The organism is Pseudomonas sp. (assembly GCF_030690725.1).
In the GTDB taxonomy this organism is placed as follows: Bacteria; Pseudomonadota; Gammaproteobacteria; order Pseudomonadales; family Pseudomonadaceae; genus Aquipseudomonas.
Map to the genome: position 1 here is coordinate 107,064 of NZ_JAUYGD010000004.1, position 24,282 is coordinate 131,345.

Annotated in this window: 23 protein-coding genes; 14 read left to right on the plus strand and 9 right to left on the minus strand. The window is 62.1% G+C overall.

Going from position 1 to position 24,282, the window contains the following annotated elements; translation table 11 throughout:
* Nucleotides 1-164: 164 nt before the first annotated feature.
* From Q8O69_RS00880 to gcvH, 5 genes are all read left to right on the plus strand, one after another.
* Nucleotides 165-1,814, plus strand: a complete 1,650-nt coding sequence (locus tag Q8O69_RS00880; RefSeq protein ID WP_305589013.1) for an acyl-CoA synthetase — start codon at nt 165-167, stop codon at nt 1,812-1,814.
* 110 nt (nt 1,815-1,924) lie between these two features.
* Nucleotides 1,925-2,926 (plus strand): extracellular solute-binding protein, encoded by a 1,002-nt coding sequence (locus Q8O69_RS00885; RefSeq protein WP_305589014.1) that lies wholly within the window; start codon nt 1,925-1,927, stop codon nt 2,924-2,926.
* A gap of 122 nt (nt 2,927-3,048) precedes the next feature.
* Entirely contained in the window at nt 3,049-4,665 is a 1,617-nt protein-coding gene (locus Q8O69_RS00890) for an iron ABC transporter permease (RefSeq protein WP_305589015.1), read from the plus strand.
* A gap of 195 nt (nt 4,666-4,860) precedes the next feature.
* A complete protein-coding gene (gene gcvT / locus Q8O69_RS00895; protein ID WP_305589016.1) occupies nt 4,861-5,958 on the plus strand; it encodes a glycine cleavage system aminomethyltransferase GcvT in 1,098 nt (365 codons plus the stop codon).
* 142 nt (nt 5,959-6,100) lie between these two features.
* A complete protein-coding gene (gene gcvH / locus Q8O69_RS00900) occupies nt 6,101-6,490 on the plus strand; it encodes a glycine cleavage system protein GcvH (protein WP_305589017.1) in 390 nt (129 codons plus the stop codon).
* Between the two features lie 52 nt (nt 6,491-6,542).
* Here the strand turns inward: gcvH and Q8O69_RS00905 are convergent, their stop codons facing one another.
* The 4 genes from Q8O69_RS00905 to Q8O69_RS00920 all read right to left on the minus strand — a co-directional run bounded on the left by Q8O69_RS00905 (nt 6,543) and on the right by Q8O69_RS00920 (nt 10,237).
* Nucleotides 6,543-7,157: a GNAT family N-acetyltransferase gene (locus tag Q8O69_RS00905; protein ID WP_305589018.1), complete on the minus strand. Its 615-nt coding sequence runs from the start codon at nt 7,155-7,157 to the stop codon at nt 6,543-6,545.
* A complete protein-coding gene (locus Q8O69_RS00910) occupies nt 7,154-7,603 on the minus strand; it encodes an NfeD family protein (protein ID WP_305589019.1) in 450 nt (149 codons plus the stop codon). Before Q8O69_RS00910 ends, Q8O69_RS00905 begins: the two co-directional genes overlap by 4 nt.
* A gap of 3 nt (nt 7,604-7,606) precedes the next feature.
* Entirely contained in the window at nt 7,607-8,527 is a 921-nt protein-coding gene (locus Q8O69_RS00915; RefSeq protein WP_275960318.1) for an SPFH domain-containing protein, read from the minus strand.
* 123 nt (nt 8,528-8,650) lie between these two features.
* Nucleotides 8,651-10,237, minus strand: coding sequence for a murein L,D-transpeptidase (locus Q8O69_RS00920; RefSeq protein ID WP_305589020.1), 1,587 nt, complete (start codon nt 10,235-10,237; stop codon nt 8,651-8,653).
* A gap of 109 nt (nt 10,238-10,346) precedes the next feature.
* On the opposite strand from Q8O69_RS00920, the gene Q8O69_RS00925 reads away from it, so the two are divergent.
* Complete coding sequence (locus tag Q8O69_RS00925; RefSeq protein ID WP_371136029.1) at nt 10,347-11,054, plus strand: murein L,D-transpeptidase catalytic domain family protein; 708 nt, start codon at nt 10,347-10,349, stop codon at nt 11,052-11,054.
* A 134-nt stretch (nt 11,055-11,188) separates the two neighbouring features.
* Here the strand turns inward: Q8O69_RS00925 and Q8O69_RS00930 are convergent, their stop codons facing one another.
* Nucleotides 11,189-12,973, minus strand: a complete 1,785-nt coding sequence (locus Q8O69_RS00930; protein WP_305589022.1) for a GspE/PulE family protein — start codon at nt 12,971-12,973, stop codon at nt 11,189-11,191.
* A 132-nt stretch (nt 12,974-13,105) separates the two neighbouring features.
* Complete coding sequence (gene rpiA / locus Q8O69_RS00935; protein ID WP_305589023.1) at nt 13,106-13,780, minus strand: ribose-5-phosphate isomerase RpiA; 675 nt, start codon at nt 13,778-13,780, stop codon at nt 13,106-13,108.
* A 288-nt stretch (nt 13,781-14,068) separates the two neighbouring features.
* Between rpiA and ilvA the strand changes: the two genes are divergently transcribed.
* Together ilvA and Q8O69_RS00945 are read left to right on the plus strand one after the other, a co-directional pair.
* On the plus strand, nt 14,069-15,583 hold the full coding sequence (gene ilvA / locus Q8O69_RS00940; protein ID WP_305589024.1) for a threonine ammonia-lyase, biosynthetic: 1,515 nt from the start codon (nt 14,069-14,071) through the stop codon (nt 15,581-15,583).
* A 26-nt stretch (nt 15,584-15,609) separates the two neighbouring features.
* Entirely contained in the window at nt 15,610-16,050 is a 441-nt protein-coding gene (locus Q8O69_RS00945) for a DUF2269 family protein (protein ID WP_305589025.1), read from the plus strand.
* 57 nt (nt 16,051-16,107) lie between these two features.
* Here the strand turns inward: Q8O69_RS00945 and Q8O69_RS00950 are convergent, their stop codons facing one another.
* Nucleotides 16,108-16,761 (minus strand): HAD family phosphatase, encoded by a 654-nt coding sequence (locus tag Q8O69_RS00950; RefSeq protein WP_305589026.1) that lies wholly within the window; start codon nt 16,759-16,761, stop codon nt 16,108-16,110.
* A 155-nt stretch (nt 16,762-16,916) separates the two neighbouring features.
* Here Q8O69_RS00950 and Q8O69_RS00955 point away from each other — a divergent pair, with 155 nt between their 5' ends.
* The 3 genes from Q8O69_RS00955 to Q8O69_RS00965 are packed head-to-tail and all read left to right on the plus strand — an operon-like array spanning nt 16,917 to nt 20,577.
* Entirely contained in the window at nt 16,917-17,396 is a 480-nt protein-coding gene (locus Q8O69_RS00955) for an RNA pyrophosphohydrolase (RefSeq protein WP_305589027.1), read from the plus strand.
* 18 nt (nt 17,397-17,414) lie between these two features.
* A complete protein-coding gene (ptsP, locus tag Q8O69_RS00960) occupies nt 17,415-19,694 on the plus strand; it encodes a phosphoenolpyruvate--protein phosphotransferase (protein ID WP_275960325.1) in 2,280 nt (759 codons plus the stop codon).
* Between the two features lie 13 nt (nt 19,695-19,707).
* Nucleotides 19,708-20,577, plus strand: coding sequence for a hypothetical protein (locus tag Q8O69_RS00965; RefSeq protein ID WP_305589028.1), 870 nt, complete (start codon nt 19,708-19,710; stop codon nt 20,575-20,577).
* 6 nt (nt 20,578-20,583) lie between these two features.
* Here the strand turns inward: Q8O69_RS00965 and Q8O69_RS00970 are convergent, their stop codons facing one another.
* Both Q8O69_RS00970 and Q8O69_RS00975 read right to left on the minus strand, forming a co-directional pair.
* Nucleotides 20,584-21,330: an NRDE family protein gene (locus Q8O69_RS00970; RefSeq protein ID WP_305589030.1), complete on the minus strand. Its 747-nt coding sequence runs from the start codon at nt 21,328-21,330 to the stop codon at nt 20,584-20,586.
* A 3-nt stretch (nt 21,331-21,333) separates the two neighbouring features.
* A complete protein-coding gene (locus Q8O69_RS00975) occupies nt 21,334-21,702 on the minus strand; it encodes a hypothetical protein (protein WP_305589031.1) in 369 nt (122 codons plus the stop codon).
* A gap of 121 nt (nt 21,703-21,823) precedes the next feature.
* Between Q8O69_RS00975 and Q8O69_RS00980 the strand changes: the two genes are divergently transcribed.
* The 3 genes from Q8O69_RS00980 to Q8O69_RS00990 are packed head-to-tail and all read left to right on the plus strand — an operon-like array spanning nt 21,824 to nt 24,210.
* Nucleotides 21,824-22,606, plus strand: a complete 783-nt coding sequence (locus tag Q8O69_RS00980; protein WP_305589032.1) for a sulfite exporter TauE/SafE family protein — start codon at nt 21,824-21,826, stop codon at nt 22,604-22,606.
* 9 nt (nt 22,607-22,615) lie between these two features.
* On the plus strand, nt 22,616-23,419 hold the full coding sequence (lgt, locus tag Q8O69_RS00985; RefSeq protein ID WP_305589033.1) for a prolipoprotein diacylglyceryl transferase: 804 nt from the start codon (nt 22,616-22,618) through the stop codon (nt 23,417-23,419).
* A complete protein-coding gene (locus Q8O69_RS00990) occupies nt 23,416-24,210 on the plus strand; it encodes a thymidylate synthase (protein ID WP_305589034.1) in 795 nt (264 codons plus the stop codon). The genes lgt and Q8O69_RS00990 overlap by 4 nt, the downstream gene beginning before the upstream one ends.
* Nucleotides 24,211-24,282: the final 72 nt, after the last annotated feature.

Genomic DNA, 24,282 nt, shown 5'->3' on the forward strand with positions numbered 1-24,282 from the left:
GCGGCGGTTATTGCGCCGCGATCAAGCACCCAGCATGGCTGTTCGGATGCCTATGCTGACGTGATTGCTGACTTGCAAGTCACGGTTTCGACCAAGGTAGCGCATCGCTAAAACCCTACGACTGTTATGGTTTCTGCGTACATCTGCCCAGCTGGAGAACAACAATGCACAGCGTCAATCCTTACGAATACGGCATGCCCCGTGATGCGGCAAATTTTCAGGCGCTCAGCCCGCTGAGTTTTCTTGAGCGCGCTGCCAGCGTCTATCCGCAGCGCCTGGCGCTGATCAATGGCAGTCTGCGCCAGACCTGGGGCGAAACCTACAGCCGCAGTATTCGTCTGGCCTCGGCCCTGGCCCAGCGCGGCATTGGCCTGGGCGACACGGTGGCAGTGATCGCGCCCAACGGCCCGGCGATGTTCGAGGCGCACTTTGGCGTGCCGATGTGTGGCGCCGTGCTGAATGCCATCAATACCCGCCTGGATGCCGAAGCCATTGCCTTTATCCTGCAGCACGGCGAAGCCAAGGTTCTGCTGGTGGACAAGGAGTTCGGCGAGCTGGCGCAGCGTGTGGTCGGTCACCTGCCGCAGCCGCCGCTGGTGATTGGCATCGACGATCCGGAATATGCCGAGGGTCTGCTGATCGGTCAGCTGGATTACGAGGCGCTGCTCGCCGAAGGTGACGCCGATTACCCCTGGCAGTTGCCCGCCGATGAGTGGCAGGCGATCTCCCTCAATTACACCTCCGGCACCACCGGCAACCCCAAGGGCGTGGTCTATCACCATCGCGGTGCGCACCTGAATGCGCTGTCCAACGCCATGTGCTGGGACATGAGCCGCTTCCCGGTGTACCTGTGGACGCTGCCGATGTTCCACTGCAACGGCTGGTGCTTCCCCTGGGCGTTGGCCGCCTATGTCGGGGTCAATGTGTGCCTGCGCCATGTGCGCGCCGAAGCCATCTACCCTGCCATCGCCGAGCATGGCGTCGACCATTTCTGCGGCGCGCCGATCGTGTTGAATATGCTGGCTAACGCCGATGACGCACTGAAAGCCCTGAAAACCCGTCCGGTAAAAGTCCTCACCGCCGGCGCCGCGCCACCCGCTGCGGTGATCGAAGCCATGGAAGCCCTGGAGTTTCGCGTTACTCACGTTTACGGCCTGACCGAAACCTACGGCCCCAGCGTGGCCTGCGAGTGGAAAAGCGAGTGGGACAGCGAAAGCCCGGAGCAGCGCGCGCGCCTGAAATCCCGTCAGGGCGTGCGAGCGCCGCTGCTCGACGGCCTGATGGTGGCCGACCCCGACACCCTGCAACCGGTGCCGAAAGACGGTCAGACCATCGGCGAGATCATGATGCGCGGCAACGTGGTGATGAAGGGTTACCTGAAGAACCCCTCGGCCACCGCCGAGGCGTTTGCCGGTGGCTGGTTCCACTCCGGCGACCTGGCGGTGTGGCATGCCGACGGCTATGTGGAGATCAAGGATCGCAGCAAGGACATCATCATTTCCGGCGGCGAGAACATCTCCTCCATCGAGGTGGAAGACGTGCTGTATCGCCATCCGCAGATCCTTGAAGCCGCTGTGGTGGCCATGGCCCACGCCAAATGGGGCGAAACCCCCTGCGCATTTGTCACCCTCAAGCCGGGTGCCGAGCTGACGGCCGAGGAAGTAATCGCTTTTTGTCAGCAGCGCATGGCGCGCTTCAAGGTGCCGGGCTGCGTGGTGTTTACCAGCCTGCCGAAAACCAGCACCGGCAAGGTGCAGAAGTTTGTGTTGCGTGAGCAAGCCAAGCAGTTGGCCGCGCAGCAGGCGGTGGCCTAAGGAGGATTGAAGGCACTTGTTACAGGTTTAAATGGATAACGAGTTGAGAACCTAAATGCCATTCACTAGTATTTGGCACCTTAACTCGTCTATACCAAGAGGCACTATCCATGCAGGTAAGCAAAGGCTTGTTCGCCGCACTCTCTCTCACCGCGTTGGCCAGCACTGCGCAGGCCGCCGATGAAGTGGTGGTTTATTCCTCGCGTATCGACGAGCTGATCAAGCCGGTGTTCGATGCCTACACCGCCAAAACCGGGGTCAAGGTCAAGTTCATCACCGACAAGGAAGCGCCGCTGATCGCCCGTTTGAAAGCCGAGGGTGCCAATACCCCGGCTGACCTGCTGATCACCGTAGACGCCGGTAACCTCTGGCAAGCCGAGCAGGAAGGCGTGCTGCAGCCGACCAAATCCGAGCTGATCACTGCCAATATCCCCGCCCAGTATCGCTCCAGCACCGACAGCTGGACCGGCCTGTCGCTGCGCGCGCGGACCATCTTCTACTCCACCGAACGGGTTAAACCGAGCGAGCTGAGCACCTACGAAGCCCTGGCTGACAAGAACTGGGAAGGTCGCCTGTGCCTGCGTACCAGCAAGAAGGTCTACAACCAGTCGCTGACCGCCACCCTGATCGAAACCCATGGCGCGGCCAAGACCGAAGAAATCGTCAAGGGCTGGGTCAACAACTTGGCCACTGACGTATTCGCCGATGACACCGCGCTGCTGCAGGCCATCGACGCCGGTCAGTGCGACGTGGGCATCACCAACACCTACTACTATGGCCGCCTGCACCAGCAGCAACCTGATCTGAAAGTGAAGCCGTACTGGCCAAACCAGAACGACCGTGGCGTGCACGTCAACCTGGCCGGTGCCGGTGTGACCAAACACGCGCCAAACGCCGAAGCAGCCCGCAAGCTGCTGGAGTGGATGACCACCGAAGAAGCGCAGACCATCTTCGCCGGCGTTAACCAGGAGTTCCCGGCCAACCCGGCGGTTGCACCGTCCAAGGAAGTCGCTGCTTGGGGCACCTTCAAGGCTGACTCGATCGCCACCGAAGTGGCTGGCAAGCGCCAGGCCGAAGCGACCATGTTGATGGATCGCGCCGGCTGGAACTAAGCCAGGGCTAAGCCGGCAGGTGGAAAAGCCGTCACGGTTTTCCACCCTGTAACGCGCTGGCTTTATACTGCCGACGCCCCGCACTTGCGGGGCGTTGTCTTTTCCGCTGTAGAGGACTCTGCGTGGCCCATCCTGCCCAGCACCGCTGGTATCCCATCGCCTTTGCCGTTGCCTTGCTGGTGCTGCTGCCGCTGAGCGTGCTGATGTTTAGCTGGCACGAGGTCGACCAGCAGATCTGGGCGCACCTGTGGCAAACCCAGTTGCCGCGTCTGCTCGGCAATACCCTGGTGCTGGTATTGGGTGTCGGCGTGGGTGTGACGCTGCTCGGCGTCAGCCTGGCTTGGCTCACCAGCCTCTGTGAGTTCCCCGGCAGGCGCTGGCTGGACTGGGCGCTGATGCTGCCGTTTGCCATTCCCGCCTATGTACTGGCGTTCGTGTTTGTCGGCCTGCTGGATTTCGCCGGCCCACTGCAGACCCTGCTGCGCGAGTGGTTTGGCAGTGACGTGCGCTTTCCCCGGGTGCGCTCCACCGGCGGGGTGATCATCGTGCTGGTGCTGGTGTTCTACCCCTACGTTTACCTGCTGGCGCGCAATGCCTTCCTGGCCCAGGGCAAGGGCCTGATGGAAGCGGCGCGGGTGCTTGGTCTGAGCCCGTGGCGCGCGTTCTGGCGCGTCGCCCTGCCAATGGCACGCCCGGCGATTGGCGCCGGCCTGGCCCTGGCGATCATGGAAACCCTGGCGGATTTCGGTGCGGTCTCGGTGTTCAATTTCGACACCTTTACCACCGCCATCTACAAGACCTGGTACAGCTTCTACAGCCTGACCAGCGCCACCCAGCTGGCCAGCTTGTTGTTGCTGGCAGTGATGCTGGTGCTCTATGGCGAGCGCCGCGCCCGTGGTGCAGTGCGTCCGGTAAATGAACGGCCGCGTGGCAAGGCGCTGTATCACCTCAAGGGTGGCCAGGCGCTGGCCGCCACTGCCTGGTGCGGCCTGGTATTCGCCTGCGGCTTTGTTATCCCGGTGCTGCAGCTGATCGTCTGGTTCTGGCAGCGCGGCCGTTTTGATCTGGATGAGCGCTACAGCGCCCTGATTCTGCACACCCTGTATCTGGGCGCGATGGCGGCGCTGATCACCGTGAGCGTGGCTTTGCTGTTGGCCTTCTCCCGGCGTCTGGCGCCGACCCGGCTAATGCGTTCAACCGTCGGCGTGGCCAACCTCGGTTATGCCCTGCCGGGCTCGATGCTGGCGGTGGCGATCATGCTGGCCTTCAGTTACCTCGACCGCGAACTGGTGATGCCGCTGTCCAGCTGGCTGGGTGGCGCAGGCAAACCGGTGCTGCTGGGTAGCCTCTCGGCACTGCTGCTGGCCTATATGATCCGCTTTATGGCGGTGGCCTACGGGCCACTGGAAAACAGCCTGGCGCGTATCCGCCCGTCCTTGCCGGAAGCCTCGCGCAGCCTGGGCGTGGGCGGCGTCGGGTTGTTCTTTAAGGTCTATCTGCCGCTGCTGGTGCCGGGTGCGTTGTCGGCGGCGTTGCTGGTGTTTGTCGATGTGCTCAAGGAAATGCCCGCCACCCTGCTGATGCGCCCCTTTGGTTGGGACACGCTGTCGGTACGGGTGTTTGAAATGACCAGTGAAGGCGAGTGGGCGCGCGCCGCGCTGCCAGCCCTGACGCTGGTGCTGGTCGGTCTGCTGCCGGTGATTTTGCTGATCCGCCGTTCGGCGCGGCGTCACGGGTAGGGTGGGTTAGCCGCGTAGCGGCGTAACCCGCCAGGCTCCTTCAGTACAGCCAAGACCAAGATGACCGCCCCCGGTGTTGCGGCTACAATGCGCGCCATTCGCAGCGGCCGATCATCTTGATAGCCCGTGCCAGTGCCCGATTGTCTGGGCTCAGCCAGGTTGCCGCTGCACTGCCCAGCCCGCAAGGAGACACTTATGGGACAGCGCACACCGCTCTATGACCTGCACCTCGCCTTGGGTGCCAAGATGGTCGACTTCGGCGGTTGGGACATGCCGTTGCACTATGGCTCGCAGGTCGAGGAGCACCATCAGGTGCGTCGCGACTGCGGCGTGTTCGATGTGTCGCACATGACCGTGGTGGATGTCAGCGGCAGCCAGGCCAAGGCCTATCTGCAGCACTTGCTGGCCAACGACATCGAGCGCCTGCAAAGCATCGGCAAAGCGCTGTACAGCGGCATGCTCAACGAGCAGGGCGGGGTGGTGGATGACCTGATCGTTTACCTCACCTGCTCTACTAATGAAGAGCAAGGTTATCGCGTGGTGGTGAATGCCTCGACCCGCGACAAGGACCTGGCCTGGATGCACCTGCAGAGCGTCGACTTCGACGTGCAATTGCATGAACGTGCCGAGCTGGCGATGCTGGCCATTCAAGGCCCGCATGCACGCAGCAAGACTGCCGAACTGGTCAGCCAATCGCGCGCCAACCTGATTCAGAGTCTCAAGTCGTTCGAAGGCCAGCCCGATGGCGAGTGGTTTATCGCTCGCACTGGCTACACCGGCGAAGACGGCCTGGAGATCATGCTGCCCGCCAGCGAAGTGGTGGCCTTCCTTAATGAGCTGGTTGGTGCCGGTATTTCTCCGATTGGCCTCGGGGCGCGCGATACCCTGCGCCTGGAAGCCGGGATGAACCTTTACGGCCAGGATATGGACGAAAGTGTTACCCCACTGGCCGCCAACATGGCCTGGACCATCGCCTGGGAGCCGGCCAGCCGTAGCTTCGTTGGCCGTGCCGCGCTGCAGAAGCAGAAGGTTGAAGGCGTCGCCTCCAAGCTGGTCGGCCTGGTGCTGGAAGAACGCGGCGTGCTGCGTGCGCATCAGGTGGTGCGGGTTGAAGGGGTGGGCGAAGGCGAAATCACCAGCGGCAGCTTCTCGCCGACCCTGGGCAAATCCATCGCACTGGCCCGCGTCCCGGCGTCGACTCAGGAGCGCGCCGAGGTTGAGATTCGCGGCAAGTGGTACCCGGTGCGAGTGGTCAAGCCGACGTTTGTGCGTAATGGCAAGGCCCTGATCTGAGTATTGAGTTGGCCATGGATGGTCGAGAGCGCCCGTTTTGGAGCGGCTCACTAGGTTTTTAAAGACTTTCTTTCGGTATGGCCAAGGCCTGCTAAATTTCCATGACGGCGTGGTCGCCGTCATGTCAGATGAGGAACGACACATGAGCAATATCCCCGCCGATCTGCGTTACGCCGCCAGCCACGAGTGGGCGCGCCTGGAAGCTGATGGCAGCGTTACCGTAGGCATTTCCGATCACGCGCAGGAAGCCCTGGGTGATGTGGTGTTCATCGAGCTGCCGGAAGTCGGTAAGACCCTGAATGCCGGTCAGGAAGCCGGGGTGGTGGAATCGGTCAAGGCCGCCTCCGACATCTACGCACCGGTCTCCGGTGAAGTGATCGCGATCAACGACGGCCTGGCCGACAGCCCGGAAAGCGTCAACAGCGATCCGTACGGCAGCTGGTTCTTCAAGCTCAAGCCGAGCGATGCCAGCGAGCTGGACAAGCTGCTGGATGCGGCCGCTTACAAGGCCACCGCTGACAGCGACGCCTGAGTGCCAGCGCTCAAGCAGTAAACCAAGCCTCGCATTGTCGAGGCTTAGTTTTTTAGGGGGTTGGCCAGCTTTGCTGCAGGTAGTGCTGCTGCAGCCCCGGCAGGTGTAGGTGGCCGCTTGGCTGAAAGCCGTGGCGCTGGTACAGGGCAAGATTGCGCGCCTCACCGGTTTCCAATGCCACCCCGGGGCAAGCCTGCTGCCGGCAGTCGGCCAGGGTTTGCGCCAACAAGGCGCTGCCTATGCCGCGGCCTTGCTGGCCGCTGGCCACGCCAATAAATTCGATCAGGGCGAAGGACGTGGCGCCGAGATGCCGTTCGAAGCTTTCGATCAGTAGATCGAGTTGCTCCAGGCAGGCTACGCCGCAGTGTTCGGCGATGGCCTGGCCGGCTTGCTGCAGGCTGTGCGGATCGATCTCGTGATGCCCCGGGTTGTAGTAACTCACTCCCAGCAATTGTCCGGCTTGCCAGGCCGCGAGGATAGGCAGCCGGTTGGCGCGATGCAGCTGGTGGTAGATCTGCAGGTAAGCGCGCCTGCGCGGGGCGTAACCGGGTTGTTCGCTGAGCAGATACCAAGCGAGCGTCGGGTCCGAGGCGAATGCCTGGTCGAGCAACTCCAGGGCGGCTGCATCCTGCGCCGCGGGCAGCGGCGCAATCTGCAACGGGCTCATTGGTAGGCTTCTACCTTGAGAATTACCCCGTCCTGGCCGATTACCTTGACCGCGCTGCCGGCCGGCAATTCCGGGCCGCTGACCAGCCATAGCGAGTCGCCGGCCTTAATCTTGCCACGGCCGTCCTGGATGGCTTCATGCAGAACGAACTGGCGCCCGAGAAACTCACTGCCGCGCTGGTTCAGCCCCGGCTGGTCGGAAGGCTTGGCTGCGCTGCGCTGGCGCTGCCACCAGAACACCGCCGTGAGTATCGACAGCAGGCCGAACAGGATGAACTGCGCAGCCCAGGGCAGGCTTGGGAAGATAAAGGTCAGCAGGCCGACGCTGGCGGCGGCCAGGCCGATCCACAGCAGGTAACCGCCGGCACCAAACACTTCGAGGATCAGCAGCAGCGTGCCGAACGCCAGCCAGTTCCAGTACGACAGGTGCTGTAAAAAGTCCCACATGGCTTAACCCTTCTTCTCACCGAAGGTGGCTTTGACAATTTCGCTGATGCCGCCGACGGCGCCGATTACCTGGCTGGCTTCCAGCGGCATGAGGATGACTTTGCTGTTGTTGGCGCTGGCCAGTTGGCCGAGGGCTTCGATGTATTTCTGCGCAACGAAGTAGTTAACCGCCTGCACGTTACCTTGGGCGATGGCTTCGGAAACCATGCGCGTGGCTTCGGCTTCTGCCTGGGCGGCACGTTCGCGCGCTTCGGCTTCGAGGAAGGCGGCCTGGCGCTGGCCTTCGGCCTTGAGGATGTCGCCCTGCTTCTGCCCTTCGGCGGTAAGGATGGCGGCGGCGCGCAGGCCTTCGGCTTCGAGAATCTGTGCGCGCTTGATCCGCTCGGCTTTCATCTGCCCGGACATGGCGGCCATCAGGTCGGCGGGTGGGCTGATGTCCTTGATCTCGATACGGGTGATCTTGATGCCCCAGGGCGCGGTGGCTTCATCAACGGTGCGTAGCAGCTTCTCGTTGATTGCGTCGCGTTGGCCGAGCATGGCATCCAGCTCCATGGAGCCGAGCACAGTACGGATATTGGTCATCACCAGGTTGCGGATGGCGTGTTCGAGGTTGTTCACCTCGTAGGCCGCCTGGGCCGAGTTGATGATCTGGAAGAAGCAGATGGCGTCGATCTGCACCGTGGCGTTATCGGCGGTGATGACTTCCTGCGGCGGAATATCCAGTACGTTTTCCATTACGTTGAGCTTGCGGCCGACCTTGTCCATGATCGGCACGATGATGTTCAGGCCCGGTTTGAGGGTGTTGGTGTAGCGGCCGAAGCGCTCCACTGTCCATTCGTAGCCCTGCGGCACAACCTTGAAGCCCATAAAGACGATGGCGACGGCGAGGCCGACAAAAAGAAAAATGACGCTGCCGATTTCCATGTGATGTAGCTCCTTGGCGAGTGAGGTCTGCTGATTAGCGGTTCAGGTATCTAAGCACAGTTGGCGTTGGCGCAGCTGTCGATGGTGTTGCAAGGTGCGCCGATCAACGGTCATGCATGCGAATCAGTGCACGCTTGGCGCCAGGGCGTTTATCAGGCGGGCGTCACGCGCATAGATATCCGGGTAGTAGCGCAGGGCTCCGCCCTTTGTGGCTTCGGCGGTCCAGTAGGCAATCAGCAGCGGCGCCGGGTGTTGCAGGCGGTACTGCTGCGTCTCGCCGCTGGCGATGCGCGTCTGCACGCTACTCAGCTCATCCGGGCTGAGCAGCCAGGCGAGCAGGGTGTCGACGGCTTCGACCCTTACGCAGCCCGAGCTGAAGGCGCGCGGCGCCTTGCTGAACAGCTGCTGGCTGGGAGTGTCGTGTAAATAAACCGCAAATGGATTGTCGAAGCGCACGGCAACGCGGCCGAGTGGGTTATGGCTGCCGGCCGACTGGCGCAGGCGAATCGGTCCGGGGTTGTCCCAGTCGATGCTGTGCGGGTCGAGCAGGTTGCCGTCGCGGTCGAGTACGCTCATCTGCTGGCGTTCCAGGTAGCTGATGTCGTCGCGAATGGCCGGCAATTTGTCTTCGCGCAGGATGGTCGGCGGCACTGTCCAAGTCGGGTTGAGGGTCAGCCGCACAATGCTGGAGGCGAGCAGCGGCGTTTGCCGTTCGGCGCGGCCGACCTGGGTACGGCTGCGCCAAAGCAGCTGGTTATCGCGCTGCACCTGGATTTCGGCGGCGGCGACATTGATCAGTATTTCGGCATCACCCATGGTGTCGGCCAGCCAGCGCAAGCGTTCAAGATTGGCGCGCAGCTGCTCACGGCGCGTCTGTGCGCTGATATTCAGCTCGGTCAGGCTGGCGGGGCCGAGAATGCCATCCGGGTTAAGGCCGTGGTCGCGCTGAAAATTCTCCAGGGCACTTTGCGTGGCCAGGTCGTAGGTGCTGCCCAGCTCTTCCAGCGGTGCAGCCAGGTAGCCCTGGGCGATTAATCGTGTGCGCAATGCTGGCAGTCGCGCATCCTTACCGCCGGGTTTGAGCTGTGGGCCGCTGGCGAGCGTCGTCCACTCCTGTAGCGGCTGTAGGCGTTGTTGCGCATAAGCGTTACGCAGCCGCTGGTATTGCACGGTAGCCGGCCGCGCACTGGTAAAGGCCAGGGCCGGTGTGTGCAGATGCAGCAGGGCCAGCGAGAGGGTCGCCAGTTGCGGGTCCGGGTTGGTCTGCCCAGGCGCCTGCCACAGTGGTTCCAGGCGCTGTTGCAGCAAACGGCCGCGACGCAGGTGCAGCAGGGCCTGCAGGTAGCTGTGGCTGGTCAGCAGTTCGGCGCAGTCGCGCTGCTCGGCGAAGCTTTCCGCAATCAGGCTGGGCAGCAGATAGTCGTTGGGCTGCAGACCGTCATCGGCCAATTGCGCCAGCTGTTCGCGCAATTGCAGCAGTTGTTCGCTGCTCTGCCAGGCCGGTTGGCCGTCGCGTTGCGCATAAAAAGCGTGCAGCAGGCGCTGAGCATTCTCGTCTAGGCTTGTCGGTAATGGGCTGCAGTGCTGCGTTAGTTGGGCCAGCAATGGGCGCAGATCGGCGCTGGTGGCAAAGGGCGCGTCGGCGGCATTGGCGACCAATGGCAGGCTGAGCAGAGCGGCGCTCAGGTAGAGTGTGCGTTTTTTGAACAATCTACTGCTCCATTCCATGGGCTAAGAACAACTTGGCCGCAGCCAGTATAGGCGGGCGATGGTTGGATCTTGTGACAGGACGTCCGAAGGTACTAGAGGTATTTGCGCAATGTTTGGACGTCTTGGCAGGTTCTGCCTGATTGGCTTATGGCTTTCGTGGATGCCGTTGTCGGTGACCGCCGCGGAGCAGGATGGGCTGCTCAGGGATTTGGCGCGGATTGCCCCTGGGCTTAATCAGCAGGCATTGCAGCATGCGCTGGCGGCCATGCAGTGCGCGGTCAATCATGGCGCTGAGCCTGCGCGCCGACTGGCGGTGATCGATTATTCGCGGCCTTCCACCGAGCGGAGGTTGTGGATCTTCGATCTGCAGCGCAAGCGTTTGCTGTTACGTGATTTTGTCGCTCACGGGCGCAAGTCCGGGGAGAACTTCGCCGAGGCGTTCTCCAATCGGTTGGGCAGCCATCAAAGCAGTCTGGGGTTATTCCGCACCGCTGAAAGCTACAGCGGCAAGCATGGTTATTCCCTGCGTATGGATGGTCTGGAACCCGGACTGAATGATCTGGCCCGCGAGCGTGCCATCGTGATTCATGGCGCCGGTTATGTGAACCCGCGTTGGGCGCAGAAACATGGCCGTATCGGCCGCAGCCTGGGTTGCCCGGCGGTGCGCCCGGAAGTGGCGCGGATGGTGGTCGATCAGCTCAAGGGCGGGCAGTTTCTCTTCGCCTGGCATTCCAATCAGCGCTGGTTGAAAGCCTCCGCGTACCTGGATTGCAAACCGCAGCGGGTGGCGGCGCTGAGTCGTGTCGGGGAAGGCTGAGAGCCTGCTCATGATCTCGCGAGCTAGAGCCATACAAGGCGAAAACAGGCGAGGAAGCGGAGTTTACTGATGTAAATGAGCATTCCGAGCCTGTTTTCAACGCAGTAGGGCCGACGCGCAGCAGATCATTAAGGCTATTTCTGCTCGCTCTGCGGGGTAACCCGCAGCACTTCCTCAATGGTGGTCAGGCCGGCGGCGACCTTCTGCGCGCCGGACAGTCGCAGGCTGCGCATGCCTTCCTTGAAGGCATGTCGACGCAGCGCAATCAGGTCGGTGTCGGCGGTGATCAGCGGTTTCATCGCATCATTGATCAGCATGATTTCATACACCCCCGCGCGGCCGCGGTAGCCGGTGTCGCGGCACTCCAGGCAGCCGACGGCACTGCAGGCCTGGGTCGGCAGCGGCGCACTCCAGGGTTTGGTCAGGCTCTGCCAGCCGTCTTCATCCAGGGTCTGCGGTGCCTTGCAGTGTGGGCACAGGGTACGCACCAGGCGTTGCGCCATCACGCCGAGCAGGGTGGCCTTGAGCAGGTAGTGCGGCACGCCCAGCTCTAGCAGGCGAGTGATGGCGCTGGGTGCATCGTTGGTGTGGAGCGTCGAGAGTACCAGGTGGCCGGTGAGCGCCGCCTGGATTGCCATCTCGGCGGTTTCCAGGTCGCGGATTTCGCCGACCATAATGATGTCCGGGTCCTGGCGCATCAGTGCGCGCACCCCGCTGGCGAAGGTCAGGTCGATATTGCTCTGCACCTGCATCTGGTTGAAGGCCCCTTCGATCATCTCGATCGGGTCTTCGATGGTGCAAACGTTAACCTCAGGCGTGGCCAGTTGCTTGAGCGTGGTGTACAGCGTGGTGGTCTTGCCTGAGCCGGTCGGTCCGGTGACCAGAATGATGCCGTTGGGCTGGCTGGTCATGCTCTGCCAGCGCTTCAAGTCATCGGCGGAGAAACCCAGCTGATCGAAGCTTTTCAGCAGCACTTCTGGGTCGAAAATCCGCATCACCATCTTCTCGCCAAAGGCGGTGGGCAGTGTCGACAGGCGCAGTTCTACTTCACCGCCGTCCGGGGTCTTGGTCTTCACCCGGCCGTCCTGCGGTTTGCGCTTTTCTGCAACGTTCATCCGCCCGAGGCTTTTCAAGCGACTGACGATGGCCATGGTCACCTGGGGCGGGAATTGATAGACGGTGTGCAACACTCCGTCGATGCGAAAACGCACGCTGCCCTGTTCGCGACGTGGCTCGATATGGATATCGCTGGCGCGCTGGGTAAAGGCGTACTGGAACAGCCAGTCGACGATATTAACGATATGCGCGTCGTTGGCATCGGGCTCTTGGTCTTGGGCGCCAAGGTTGAGCAGTTGCTCAAAGTTGCCGGCCCCGCTGATTTTCATATCACCGGCCGAGGCGCCGCTGACCGATTTGGCCAGGCGGTAGAACTCTACGGTAAAGCGCTGGATCTCCGTCGGGCTGGCCACCACGCGCTTGATCGGACGCTTAAGCACATGGATCAGATTGGCTTCCCAGCTGTGCACCAGTGGTTGGCTGCTGGCGATGGTTACACTGTCGTTGTCCACCGCCACAGCGAGAATCTTGTGGCGCTGGGCGAAGGCGTAGGACATCAGCGGGGTGACGGCGGCGACATCAATCTTCAGTGGGTCAATTCGTAGATAAGGCTGCCCGGATTGTTCCGCCAACCAGACGGTCAGATCTTCTAGGTCAAGCTTCTTGCCGGGCTTCTTCAGGTCGTCGAGTTGTTGGGCCGCGAGAAATTCCAGCGGGTGCTGCTTATTGTTGACCGCGCTGCGGCGGATCGTCAGACATTGCTCGGCATTGTCCTGATTGGTCCGACCCTGGGCGACCAGCTCACGCAGCAGATCGGCGAGCTCCAACTGGCGATCATGGGCGGACGAGACGAATGCGGACATAAAACTCCCTAACGATCCTGATTACGTTTTAACGACCTGCTAAGCAATCCCAGCAGCATGACGCCAAGGGCGCGAGCTGTCTGCCGACTTGATCCATTTTTGCACAGCCGCCAGCTATTGCCGCTCTAAGCGTCAGGCGCGCTTGAGCGTTTTCACTCCTTCAGCGGTGCCGAGCAGCAGCAGATCGGCCGGACGGGCAGCGAACAGGCCATTGGTGACCACGCCGACGATGGCGTTGATCTCGCGCTCCAGGGTCACCGGGTCGGTGATGCTCATGTTGAACACGTCGAGGATGATATTGCCGTTGTCGGTCACCACGCCTTCGCGGTACACCGGGTCGCCGCCGAGTTTGACCAGCTGGCGCGCTACATGGCTGCGCGCCATCGGGATCACTTCCACCGGCAGTGGGAAGGCGCCGAGGACCGGCACCAGCTTGCTGGCGTCGGCAATGCAGATAAAGGTCTGCGCCACAGCCGCGACAATTTTCTCGCGGGTCAGGGCCGCGCCGCCGCCCTTGATCAGATTGAGGTGCTCGTCGCTCTCGTCGGCGCCGTCGACATAGAACTCCAGGTCGCTGACGGTGTTCAGCTCATACACCGGAATGCCATGGCCCTTGAGGCGTGCGGCGGTGGCTTCGGAGCTGGCGACGGCGCCGTCGAACTCCATCTTGTGCTTGGCCAGGGCATCGATAAAACAGTTTGCGGTGGAGCCAGTGCCGACTCCGATCACACTCTTGGCGTCGAGTTTGGGAAGAATAAAGTCGACAGCAGCCTGGGCGACGGCTTGCTTGAGTTGATCCTGGTTCATCGTGGGGCCTGGCGTGGGAGTGAGGAAAGGCGCGAATTATAGCGCGGCTGGGCCGGCGACGTTAAAACCCTGCCTGTCAGGCCGCGTGAGAGCGTAGCGAGCGAAGGTCAGGCAAGGCAAAAACAGGCGAGGAAGCGGAGAGTACTGTTGTACATGAGCATTCCGAGCCTGTTTTTAACGCCGCATCAACGAGCGCAGTAGCTCTCGCGTGGTCTGCTTGTATGGTCGTTCGGCGCAACGCTGGGGTAGACTCGCGGACTCCCTGAAAAGCCGCCTGCGATGCCCGCCATGCTCGAACAGTACGTCAAGAAGATCCTCACCTCGCGCGTCTATGACGTGGCGGTGGAAACCCCGCTGCAAGCCGCCAACCAGCTTACCGAGCGTCTGGGCAACCAGATTCTGCTCAAGCGCGAAGACCTGCAGCCGGTGTACTCGTTCAAAATTCGTGGCGCCTACAACAAGCTGGCGCAACTCTCCGCTGAAGAGCAGGCGCGTGGCGTGGTCACTGCCTCGGCTGGCAACCATGCCCAAGGTCTGGCGCTGGCGGCCAAGGTGCTGGGGGTCAAAGCTACCATCGTGATGCCCAAGACCACCCCGGAGATCAAGGTGCAGGGTGTGCGTTCGCGTGGTGGCAAGGTGGTGTTGCATGGCGACAGCTTCCCCGAGGCCCTGGCCTATTCGCTGAAATTGGTGGATGAGAAAGGCTACATCTATATCCATCCCTACGATGACCCGCACACCATCGCCGGCCAGGGCACTGTGGCTATGGAGATCCTCCGTCAGCAGCCGGGCCAGCTCGATGCGATCTTCGTGCCGGTGGGTGGTGGCGGCCTGATCGCGGGAATCGCCGCCTATGTCAAATACCTGCGCCCGGAAATTCGGGTGATCGGCGTCGAGCCGGACGACTCCAACTGCCTGCAGGCCGCCATGGCCGCAGGGGAGCGCGTGGTGTTGCCGCAGGTTGGGCTGTTTGCCGATGGCGTGGCCGTGGCGCAGATCGGCCAGCACACCTTTGATGTGTGCAAGGACCATGTCGACGAGGTGATCACCGTCAGCACCGACGAGATCTGTGCGGCGATCAAGGACATCTACGACGACACCCGTTCGATCACCGAACCGGCCGGTGCGCTGAGCGTGGCCGGGATCAAAAAGTATGTGGAGCGTGAAGGCTGCAGTGGGCGGGTGCTGGTGGGTATCGACTCGGGGGCCAACGTCAACTTCGACCGTCTGCGCCACGTTGCTGAGCGCGCCGAACTGGGCGAGAAGCGTGAAGCGATCATCGCCGTGACCATCCCCGAGCAGCCGGGCAGCTTCAAGGCGTTCTGCGAGGCCATCGGTAAGCGGCAGATCACCGAGTTCAACTACCGCTATCACGAAGATAAGGAGGCGCACATCTTTGTCGGCGTGCAAACCCACCCGGAAAGTGACCCGCGTGCCGCGCTGGTTCAGGGGCTGCGCGACCAGGGCTTCCCGGTGTTGGACCTGACTGACAACGAACTGGCCAAGTTGCATATCCGCCATATGGTCGGCGGTCATGCGGCAGCGGTGCCGGATGAGTGCGTTTACCGCTTCGAGTTTCCTGAGCGTCCGGGTGCATTGTTCAATTTCTTACAGAAATTAGGTGGGCGCTGGAACATCTCGATGTTCCACTACCGCAATCACGGCGCGGCCGATGGTCGAGTGGTCGCGGGCCTGCAGGTGCCGCAGGCCGAGCGCCATTTGGTGCCAGCGGCGCTGGAAGCCATCGGCTATCCCTACTGGGATGAGAGCGATAACCCGGCGTACAAACTCTTTCTTGGATAAGCCGGAAACCCGGTAGGACTGAAACAATGGAACATTACCCATTGCTGAAAATGCTGCACATGCTGCCCGGCATCCTCTTGCTGGTTGGGGTGCTGGTGCATCTGTTTATGTTATGGAAGGCCTCGCGTGGCGGTGATGCCGCCATCTTGCAGCGCAAGCTGAAACGCACCCGCTTGATCAGCATGCCGGTGCTCGGCCTGCTGGCCCTGAGCCTGCCGGTAACCGGCTGGTTGCTGGTTGACCTTATCGGTTTGCCGCTGAGCCAAACCTGGCTGCTGCTTAGCAGCGTGCTGTTTGGTGTGTTGATGGTTGCCGGGCTGCTGCTGGCGGGCCGCCTGAGCACCTGGCAAGCCCTTAATGGCGCGCCAGCACCCAAGCGCCTGCTGGGTTTCTGCGCGGCCTATGCCGTGCTGATCGTGTTGTTGTTGCTGGTGATCATGGGGTTGATGGGCGCCAAGCCAGCTTGATCAATACCGCAATAAAAAACGCCGCCTGATCAGGCGGCGTTTTTATTTGCAGCCAGTTTAGCGCAGCGAGATCACCGGCCAGCCGCGCTTTTCTGCTTCGGCGCGCAGGTTTGGATCGGGGTCGACGGCGAAGGGGTGAGTGACTTGCTCCAGCAGGGGCAGGTCGTTCATTGAGTCACTGTAGAAGTAGCTGTCGTTGAGGTTAAGGCCGCTTTCCGCCAACCAGCGGTTAAGGCGGGTGACCTTGCCTTCCTTGAAGCACGGCACGTCGGTGGTGCGTCCGGTGTAGCGGCCGTCGGCCATTTCACATTCGGTGGCCAGCAGGGTGTCGACCCCAAGGCGCGCAGCAATCGGCGCGGTGACGAAGCGGTTGGTGGCGGTGATGAGCAGCAGCTTGTCGCCGGCTTCGCGGTGCTCGGCGAGCAGCGCTTCACCTTTGGCAAGGATGATCGGCTCGACGCAGTCGCGCATAAACTCGCGGTGCCACTGCTCCAGCTGCACCATTTCCGTGCGGCCGAGGATTTCCAGGCTGAAGTTCAGGTAGTCGGTGATGTTCAGGCGGCCGGCCAGGTAGTCCTGATAGAAGTCATCGTTGCGCGCCTTATAGGCGATGCCGTCGAGGATGCCGCGCTCACACAGGTAATCGCCCCAGGCGTGATCGCTGTCGCCGCCGAGCAGGGTGTTGTCGAGATCGAATAAAGCCAAACGCACGGGAGCACCTTTGATTGCCAGCCACGAAAGGCGGCCAGAATAACGGCTTTTGTAGGTCATTCCTATTACGCGCCCCGCTCGCGTTGCTGCTGCCGCGGCCTTTGTGGAACAATGCCCGCATGTCTTAAATTCAGGCGTTTACGAGGTTGTGTGCCGTGATCGATTCCGATGGTTTTCGCCCGAATGTCGGCATCATTCTGACCAATGATGACGGCCAGGTACTGTGGGCGCGTCGGATAAACCAGGACGCTTGGCAGTTCCCGCAAGGCGGGATCAATGACCATGAGTCGCCGGAAGAAGCGCTGTACCGCGAATTGAATGAAGAAGTCGGCCTGGAACAGCAGGATGTGAAAATTCTCGCCTGCACCCGGGGTTGGTTGCGTTATCGTCTGCCTCAGCGTTTGGTGCGCACGCACAGCCAACCGCTGTGCATCGGGCAGAAACAGAAGTGGTTCCTCCTGCGTCTAACGGGCGCAGAAGACCGGGTACGCATGGACCTGACTGGCAAGCCGGAATTCGACGGCTGGCGCTGGGTCAGTTACTGGTACCCGCTGGGCCAGGTGGTGACATTCAAGCGCGAGGTTTACCGTCGCGCCCTCAAGGAACTCGCTCCGCGCCTTTTGGCTCGGGACTGACACAGGCTAGAGCCAAGCATGCTCAATACGCTGCGCAAGATTGTCCAGGAAGTAAACGCCGCCAAGGACCTCAAGGCGGCGCTGGGCATTATCGTGCAGCGGGTGCGCGAGGCCATGGGCAGCCAGGTCTGCTCGGTCTACCTGCTGGACCCGGAAACCAACCGCTTTGTGCTGATGGCCACCGAGGGTCTGAACAAGAAGGCTATCGGCAAGGTCAGCATGGCCCCCAACGAGGGCCTGGTTGGCTTGGTTGGTACGCGCGAAGAGCCGCTCAACCTCGAACACGCCTCCGAACACCCGCGCTACCGCTACTTTGCCGAGACCGGTGAGGAGCGTTACGCCTCATTCCTCGGCGCGCCGATCATTCACCACCGCAAGGTGATGGGTGTATTGGTCATCCAGCAGAAAGAACAGCGCCAGTTCGACGAAGGTGAAGAAGCCTTCCTGGTCACCATGAGCGCCCAGCTCGCCGGGGTTATCGCCCACGCTGAGGCCACAGGCTCGATTCGCGGCCTGGGCCGTCAGGGCAAGGGCATTCAGGAAGCCAAGTTCGTCGGCGTGCCAGGCTCGCCTGGCGCGGCCGTGGGTACAGCGGTGGTGGTATTGCCGCCGGCCGACCTGGAGGTGGTGCCGGATAAGACCGTCGATGACATCGCCGCCGAGCTGACTCTGTTCAATAACGCCCTGGAAGGTGTGCGCAGCGACATGCGCGCGCTGTCGGCGAAGATGGCCACCCAGCTGCGCCCGGAAGAGCGCGCGCTGTTCGACGTGTACCTGATGATGCTGGAAGACGCCGCCCTGGGTAACGAGGTGGTCAAGGTCATCCGCACAGGCCAGTGGGCCCAGGGCGCACTGCGTCAGGTGATTGGCGAGCACATCAACCGTTTCGAACTGATGGACGACGCCTACCTGCGCGAACGCGCCAGCGACGTAAAAGACCTCGGCCGGCGCCTGCTCGCCTATCTGCAGCAGGCGCGTCAGCAGACCCTGGTGTACCCGGACAACTGCATTCTGGTCAGCGAAGAGCTGTCGCCGGCGATGCTCGGCGAAGTGCCGGAAGGCAAGCTGGTCGGTCTGGTTTCGGTGCAGGGCTCAGGCAACTCCCATGTGGCGATCTTTGCCCGGGCCATGGGTATTCCCACTGTCATGGGTGTGGTTGATCTGCCGTATTCGAAGATCGACGGCATTCAGCTGATCGTCGACGGCTACCACGGTGAGGTGTTCACCAACCCCAGCGAAGTGTTGCGCAAGCAATACGCCGAAGTGGTCGAGGAAGAGCGCCAGCTGGCCCAGGGTCTTGATGCACTGCGCGCCTTGCCGTGCGAAACCCTCGACGGCCACCGCATGCCTTTGTGGGTCAACACCGGCCTGCTCGCCGATGTAAAACGTGCGCAGGAGCGCGGTGCCGAAGGCGTTGGCCTGTACCGCACCGAAGTGCCCTTTATGATCAAGGAACGCTTCCCCAGCGAGAAGGAACAGCTGGCGATTTATCGCGAGCAGCTGGCCGCCTTCCACCCGCTGCCGGTGACCATGCGTAGCCTGGATATCGGCGGCGACAAGGCGCTGAGCTATTTCCCGATCAAGGAAGACAACCCCTTCCTCGGCTGGCGCGGCATCCGCGTCACCCTCGACCACCCGGAAATCTTCCTGGTGCAGACCCGCGCCATGCTCAAGGCCAGCGAAGGGCTGAACAACCTGCGCATTCTGCTGCCGATGATTTCCGGCATTCAGGAGCTGGAAGAAGCGCTGCACTTGATTCACCGCGCCTGGGGCGAGGTGCGCGACGAAGGCACCGACGTGCCGCTGCCACCGGTTGGGGTGATGATCGAGATTCCTGCGGCGGTCTATCAGGTGCGCGAACTGGCGCGCCAAGTCGACTTCCTCTCGGTCGGTTCGAATGACCTGACCCAATACCTGTTGGCCGTGGACCGTAACAACCCGCGCGTCGCCGATCTCTACGACTTCCTCCATCCGGCTGTGCTGCAGGCGCTGCGCCTGGTAGTGGCCGGAGCCCATGCCGAAGGCAAGCCAGTGAGCATTTGCGGCGAGATGGCCGGTGACCCGGCGTGCGCTGTGTTGCTGATGGCCATGGGCTTCGATGGCCTGTCGATGAACGCCACCAACCTGCCCAAGGTGAAATGGCTGCTGCGCCAGATCAGCATGGGCAAGGCCCAGGAATTGCTCGGCCAGGTGATGAGCATCGACAACCCGCAGGTGATTCACAGCACCCTGCAACTGGCCCTGCGCAACCTCGGCCTGGGCCGCATGATCAATCCAGCGTCAGATATCCAGGCATGAGCGCCCGCCGCTCGTGCTGAACCCTGCAGATAAGCTCCTGGCGCTGCGCCAACTGGCTACCCTGCGCCTGTCGGCGGCCAGCGCACTGGTGCGTCAGGGCCAGAGTCTGTGGGTGCTGGCCGACGATGCGCTGGTGCTGCAACGCTACAGCCTGAGTGGCGACTGGCAGGCTGAGCTGACCCTGCTGCCCGGCGAGTTGCCCGAGGATGCCAAGCAGCGCAAACGTCTTAAACCTGACTTCGAAGCGTTGCTGTCATTACCAGGCGACTGCCTGCTGGCGCTCGGTTCGGGTTCGACCAAGCGTCGCTGCCGCGGCTGTCTGGTTGAGGCCGGCAGCGTGCGCGTTATCGACCTCAGCCCCTTGTACCAGGCGCTCGCCGAGCACTTTCAGGACCTGAATATCGAAGGCAGCGTGGTCTATCACGAGCAGTTGCTGCTGGCGCAACGTGGCAACGGTCGAGGTCGGGAGAATGCCCTGGTGCTGCTCGATTTACCCCAGGTGCTGCGCGATCTGCAGGATGGGCAGCTGAGCGCCGCCGCGCTGCAGCGGATTGTGCCGCTGCAATTGCCGGAGCTGGACGGCGTGCCACTAAGCCTCACCGATCTCAGCGTGGCACCCAGTGGCGCGCTGTATTTCACCGCGACGGCGGAGGCTACCGACTCCAGCTACCTCGACGGTGCCTGCGTTGGCAGTGTGCTCGGGCGGCTGGATGCACAGCTGAGCATCGTCGAGCTGAGCCGTCTGACGCCGGTGGTGAAGATCGAGGGGCTGGCTTTCCAGGCCGATGGTCGGCCGCTGCTGGTGGCCGATGCCGACGATCCGACGATTGCCTCGCCGCTGTTTACCCTTGATAAATTCAGCGAGCCCGCGAGCGGCACCTGAGCGGCATCAACACTGCAACACAACCTCACCTAAACAGCTGCCATTGCTGCCGAACGTGCGCTCGGCCAGCACGCGGCTGCCGTCGGCATTGACGATCAACGCAGTACTGGCGCGCGTGCCGTAGGTGACGCTGGCAATAAACACACTGGAGAGCAGGCGTTCGCCGGTCAGGCCGATGCCGGTTTGCGGCAGCTCAGCATCCGTCGCGCGGGTGGGGTCGGCCAGCAGCTTGAGCAGCATCTGCGGCTGTGGCTCATGTATGCCGTTGTGCAGTGCCTGCTTGGCCCGTTGCAGCTTGGGCCAGGGCGTGTCCAGGTCGGCATTCGACAGGCCGTGCACGCCTTCCGCCAATGGTGTGGCGCGCCCGGTTAGGGAGTTGAAGTGCCAGAGTTGCTGGCTGTCACCGAGCAGCAGGTTAAAGCCGCTGTAGTGGTGGCGCCGCTCATGCAGGTCATGCAGAAAATCTTCGATGCTATGGCTGCCGGCGAGAAAGGCCACCGGCAGCTCGCCCCGTGAGCGGCTGCCTTGAGCCTGGCCGGGGTCGCGAATATTGGTCAGGGCGGCAAAACGTCCGTCAGGGCCGACGCCTAGCCAGGTGCCGCCGGCCTGCAGGTCGCGCCCGGCAATTACTCCCGGCACATCGGGCCATTCAGCCAGTGGCTGGCTGGGGCGTTCGTAGAATTCATCGCGATTGGCGGCCAGCAGCAGCGGCTGGGCATGGCCCGGTCGCCAGGCCAGGACGATCAGGCACATGAGTTAGCTCCTTAACTTGGCCAGCACGCCGGCGTTGTCCAGTTCGTTGCCCAGGTGCAGGCGCACCTTGCGCGCGCCGCAGCCGAGGCCGAGTTCCAGCAGGATGCGTTCTTCGACCTGCGACAGGCCGCCTTCCAGGTGCTCCAGCGGTTGAATCAGCAGCTGCGGTGGCCGGCTCAGGCGCAGAAAACGCTTGGGCAGTAGCTCATCGAGGCCGTGCTGCAACAGCTGCTGCGCCGCCGCAAAGTCCGCCACCAGCAGGCGCTGATTGCTGAACGCCGGGTCGGCCTGCAGGTGCAGCGCGCGGCCACTTTGCAGGTGCGTCAGGTGCATCTGGTTACAGCTCAGCTTCAGGTACAGGGTCGGGCGCATGCTGGTCTATTCCACAGGCGATGCTGGCACTTTACGCAAAGCCTGAGCGGACATCCATCGCCCAAAGTAGAGTCTGGCCCTGTGCATCCGTTACCATGCCGGATTGTTTGCGGGGGTGCTGATGGAACTGCTGCTGTATTTGATCCTGGGGGCTGCAGCTGGAACGCTTGCCGGGTTATTTGGCGTAGGCGGCGGCATTATCATCGTGCCAGTGCTGGTGCTGAGTTTTGCTGCGCAGGGCTTTGATCCGATGATTTTGACGCATCTGGCGGTAGGCACCTCGCTGGCGACCATCATCTTCACCTCGATCAACTCGGTGCTCGAACATCAGCGTAAAGGCGCCGTGCTGTGGCCGGTATTTGCCTGGATGACCCTGGGAATTCTGCTCGGCGCCGGGCTTGGCGCGATGACCGCAGCCGCGATTCAAGGGCCGCTGTTGCAGAAGATCATCGGCGTGTTCGCGATCATTATTGCCGTGCAAATGGCCCTGGAACTGAAACCCAAAGCCAGCCGCACTGTCCCAGGCAAGCCGGCACTGACCCTGGCCGGTGGGGTGATTGGCTGGGCCTCGGCAATTTTCGGGATTGGCGGCGGTTCGCTGACCGTGCCGTTCCTGACCTGGCGCAGCGTACCGATGCAGCAGGCGGTGGCTACTTCTTCGGCCTGCGGCCTGCCGATTGCGATAGCCAGCGCCCTGAGTTTTATCTGGCTGGGCTGGGATAAACCCGAGCTGCCGGAGTGGAGCCTGGGTTTCGTCTACCTGCCGGCGCTGGTCGGTATTGCCATCCCCAGCATGTACTTTGCCCGTGTAGGCGCACGCCTGGCGCACAAGCTGTCGCCGCGTCTGCTCAAGCGTCTGTTTGCCCTGCTGCTGTTTAGCGTGGGCCTGAGTTTTCTGATTTGAGGAATTGAAATGCTGCCTTACCCGCAGATCGACCCAGTTGCACTGGCCCTTGGCCCGCTGAAAATCCATTGGTACGGCCTGATGTACCTGATCGGCATCGGCGGCGCCTGGTGGCTGGCTTCGCGCCGGGTCAACGCCTTCGCGCCAAGCTGGAACAAGGAGAAGCTCTCCGACCTGGTGTTCTGGGTCGCCATGGGCGTGATTCTCGGTGGCCGCCTGGGTTATGTATTGTTTTACGATTTGGCCGCCTATATCGCCGAGCCGGTACGCATGCTGCGTATCTGGGAAGGCGGCATGTCGTTCCACGGCGGGCTGATCGGCGTAATGCTGGCCACCTGGTGGTTCGGCAAACGCAATAACAAGAGCTTCTTTGAGCTGATGGACTTTATTGCCCCGCTGGTGCCGATTGGTCTGGGTGCCGGGCGCATTGGCAACTTCATTAACGCCGAGCTGTGGGGCAAGGCCACCGACGTGCCTTGGGCGATGGTCTTCCCTACCGACCCCGAGCAGTTGGCGCGCCATCCTTCGCAGCTGTATCAGTTCGCCCTGGAAGGCGTGGCGCTGTTCACTATCCTCTGGTTCTACTCGCGTAAACCGCGCCCGACCATGGCTGTGTCCGGCATGTTTGCCATGTGCTACGGGATCTTCCGCTTTATCGTTGAGTTCGTCCGCGTGCCGGATGCCCAGCTCGGTTACCTGGCTGGCGGCTGGCTGACCATGGGTCAGGTGCTCTGTGTGCCGATGATCCTCGGCGGCCTGGGTCTGATCGCCTACGCCTACAAACGCCAGGCGGCGCAGGAGGCCGTGCAATGAAACAGTACCTCGACCTGATGCGTCTGGTTCGTGAGACCGGCACCTTCAAGAGTGACCGCACCGGCACCGGCACCTACAGCATTTTTGCCCATCAGATGCGCTTCAACCTGGCCGACGGCTTCCCGCTGGTGACCACCAAGAAGTGCCACCTGAAATCGATCATCCACGAGCTGCTGTGGTTTCTTGCGGGCGACACCAACATCAAGTACCTGAAGGACAACGGCGTACGCATATGGGACGAGTGGGCCGACGAGAACGGCGATCTTGGCCCGGTTTATGGCTACCAGTGGCGCAGCTGGCCGGCGCCCAATGGCGAGTCGATTGACCAGATCAGCAAGCTGATCGAGATGATCAAGAAGAACCCCGACTCGCGCCGCCTGATCGTCTCCGCCTGGAACCCGGCGCTGGTCGAGCAGATGGCTCTGCCGCCGTGCCACGCGCTGTTCCAGTTCTACGTGGCTGACGGCAAGCTGAGCTGCCAGCTGTACCAGCGCTCGGCGGACATTTTTTTGGGCGTGCCATTCAATATCGCCAGCTATGCGCTGCTGACCTTGATGGTGGCGCAGGTGTGTGGGCTGCAACCGGGCGACTTTATCTGGACCGGCGGCGACTGCCACCTGTACGCCAACCATATCGAGCAGACCGATCTGCAACTCTCCCGCGAGCCGCTGCCGCTGCCGGTGATGAAGCTCAACCCCGACGTGAAAGACCTGCTGGCCTTCAAGTTCGAAGACTTCGAACTGGTCGGCTACCAGGCGCATCCGCATATCAGCGCGCCCGTCGCCGTCTGATCGTTAATCGCGGCCATGGGCCGCTCCTACAATGGCAGTTCGTAGGAGCGGCCCATGGCCGCGATGACTTAA

Excerpts from the sequence above, each read along its gene's own strand:
- Q8O69_RS00885 (WP_305589014.1), top strand. The coding sequence starts at position 1,925 with ATGCAGGTAAGCAAAGGCTTGTTCGCCGCACTCTCTCTCACCGCGTTG.
- rpiA (WP_305589023.1), bottom strand. The coding sequence starts at position 13,780 with ATGAACCAGGATCAACTCAAGCAAGCCGTCGCCCAGGCTGCTGTCGAC.
- ptsP (WP_275960325.1), top strand. The coding sequence starts at position 17,415 with ATGCTCAATACGCTGCGCAAGATTGTCCAGGAAGTAAACGCCGCCAAG.
- ilvA (WP_305589024.1), top strand. The coding sequence starts at position 14,069 with ATGCTCGAACAGTACGTCAAGAAGATCCTCACCTCGCGCGTCTATGAC.
- Q8O69_RS00930 (WP_305589022.1), bottom strand. The coding sequence starts at position 12,973 with ATGTCCGCATTCGTCTCGTCCGCCCATGATCGCCAGTTGGAGCTCGCC.
- Q8O69_RS00880 (WP_305589013.1), top strand. The coding sequence starts at position 165 with ATGCACAGCGTCAATCCTTACGAATACGGCATGCCCCGTGATGCGGCA.
- Q8O69_RS00910 (WP_305589019.1), bottom strand. The coding sequence starts at position 7,603 with ATGTGGGACTTTTTACAGCACCTGTCGTACTGGAACTGGCTGGCGTTC.
- Q8O69_RS00905 (WP_305589018.1), bottom strand. The coding sequence starts at position 7,157 with ATGAGCCCGTTGCAGATTGCGCCGCTGCCCGCGGCGCAGGATGCAGCC.
- Q8O69_RS00925 (WP_371136029.1), top strand. The coding sequence starts at position 10,347 with ATGTTTGGACGTCTTGGCAGGTTCTGCCTGATTGGCTTATGGCTTTCG.
- Q8O69_RS00975 (WP_305589031.1), bottom strand. The coding sequence starts at position 21,702 with ATGCGCCCGACCCTGTACCTGAAGCTGAGCTGTAACCAGATGCACCTG.
- gcvT (WP_305589016.1), top strand. The coding sequence starts at position 4,861 with ATGGGACAGCGCACACCGCTCTATGACCTGCACCTCGCCTTGGGTGCC.
- gcvH (WP_305589017.1), top strand. The coding sequence starts at position 6,101 with ATGAGCAATATCCCCGCCGATCTGCGTTACGCCGCCAGCCACGAGTGG.
- lgt (WP_305589033.1), top strand. The coding sequence starts at position 22,616 with ATGCTGCCTTACCCGCAGATCGACCCAGTTGCACTGGCCCTTGGCCCG.
- Q8O69_RS00990 (WP_305589034.1), top strand. The coding sequence starts at position 23,416 with ATGAAACAGTACCTCGACCTGATGCGTCTGGTTCGTGAGACCGGCACC.
- Q8O69_RS00980 (WP_305589032.1), top strand. The coding sequence starts at position 21,824 with ATGGAACTGCTGCTGTATTTGATCCTGGGGGCTGCAGCTGGAACGCTT.
- Q8O69_RS00945 (WP_305589025.1), top strand. The coding sequence starts at position 15,610 with ATGGAACATTACCCATTGCTGAAAATGCTGCACATGCTGCCCGGCATC.
- Q8O69_RS00915 (WP_275960318.1), bottom strand. The coding sequence starts at position 8,527 with ATGGAAATCGGCAGCGTCATTTTTCTTTTTGTCGGCCTCGCCGTCGCC.
- Q8O69_RS00970 (WP_305589030.1), bottom strand. The coding sequence starts at position 21,330 with ATGTGCCTGATCGTCCTGGCCTGGCGACCGGGCCATGCCCAGCCGCTG.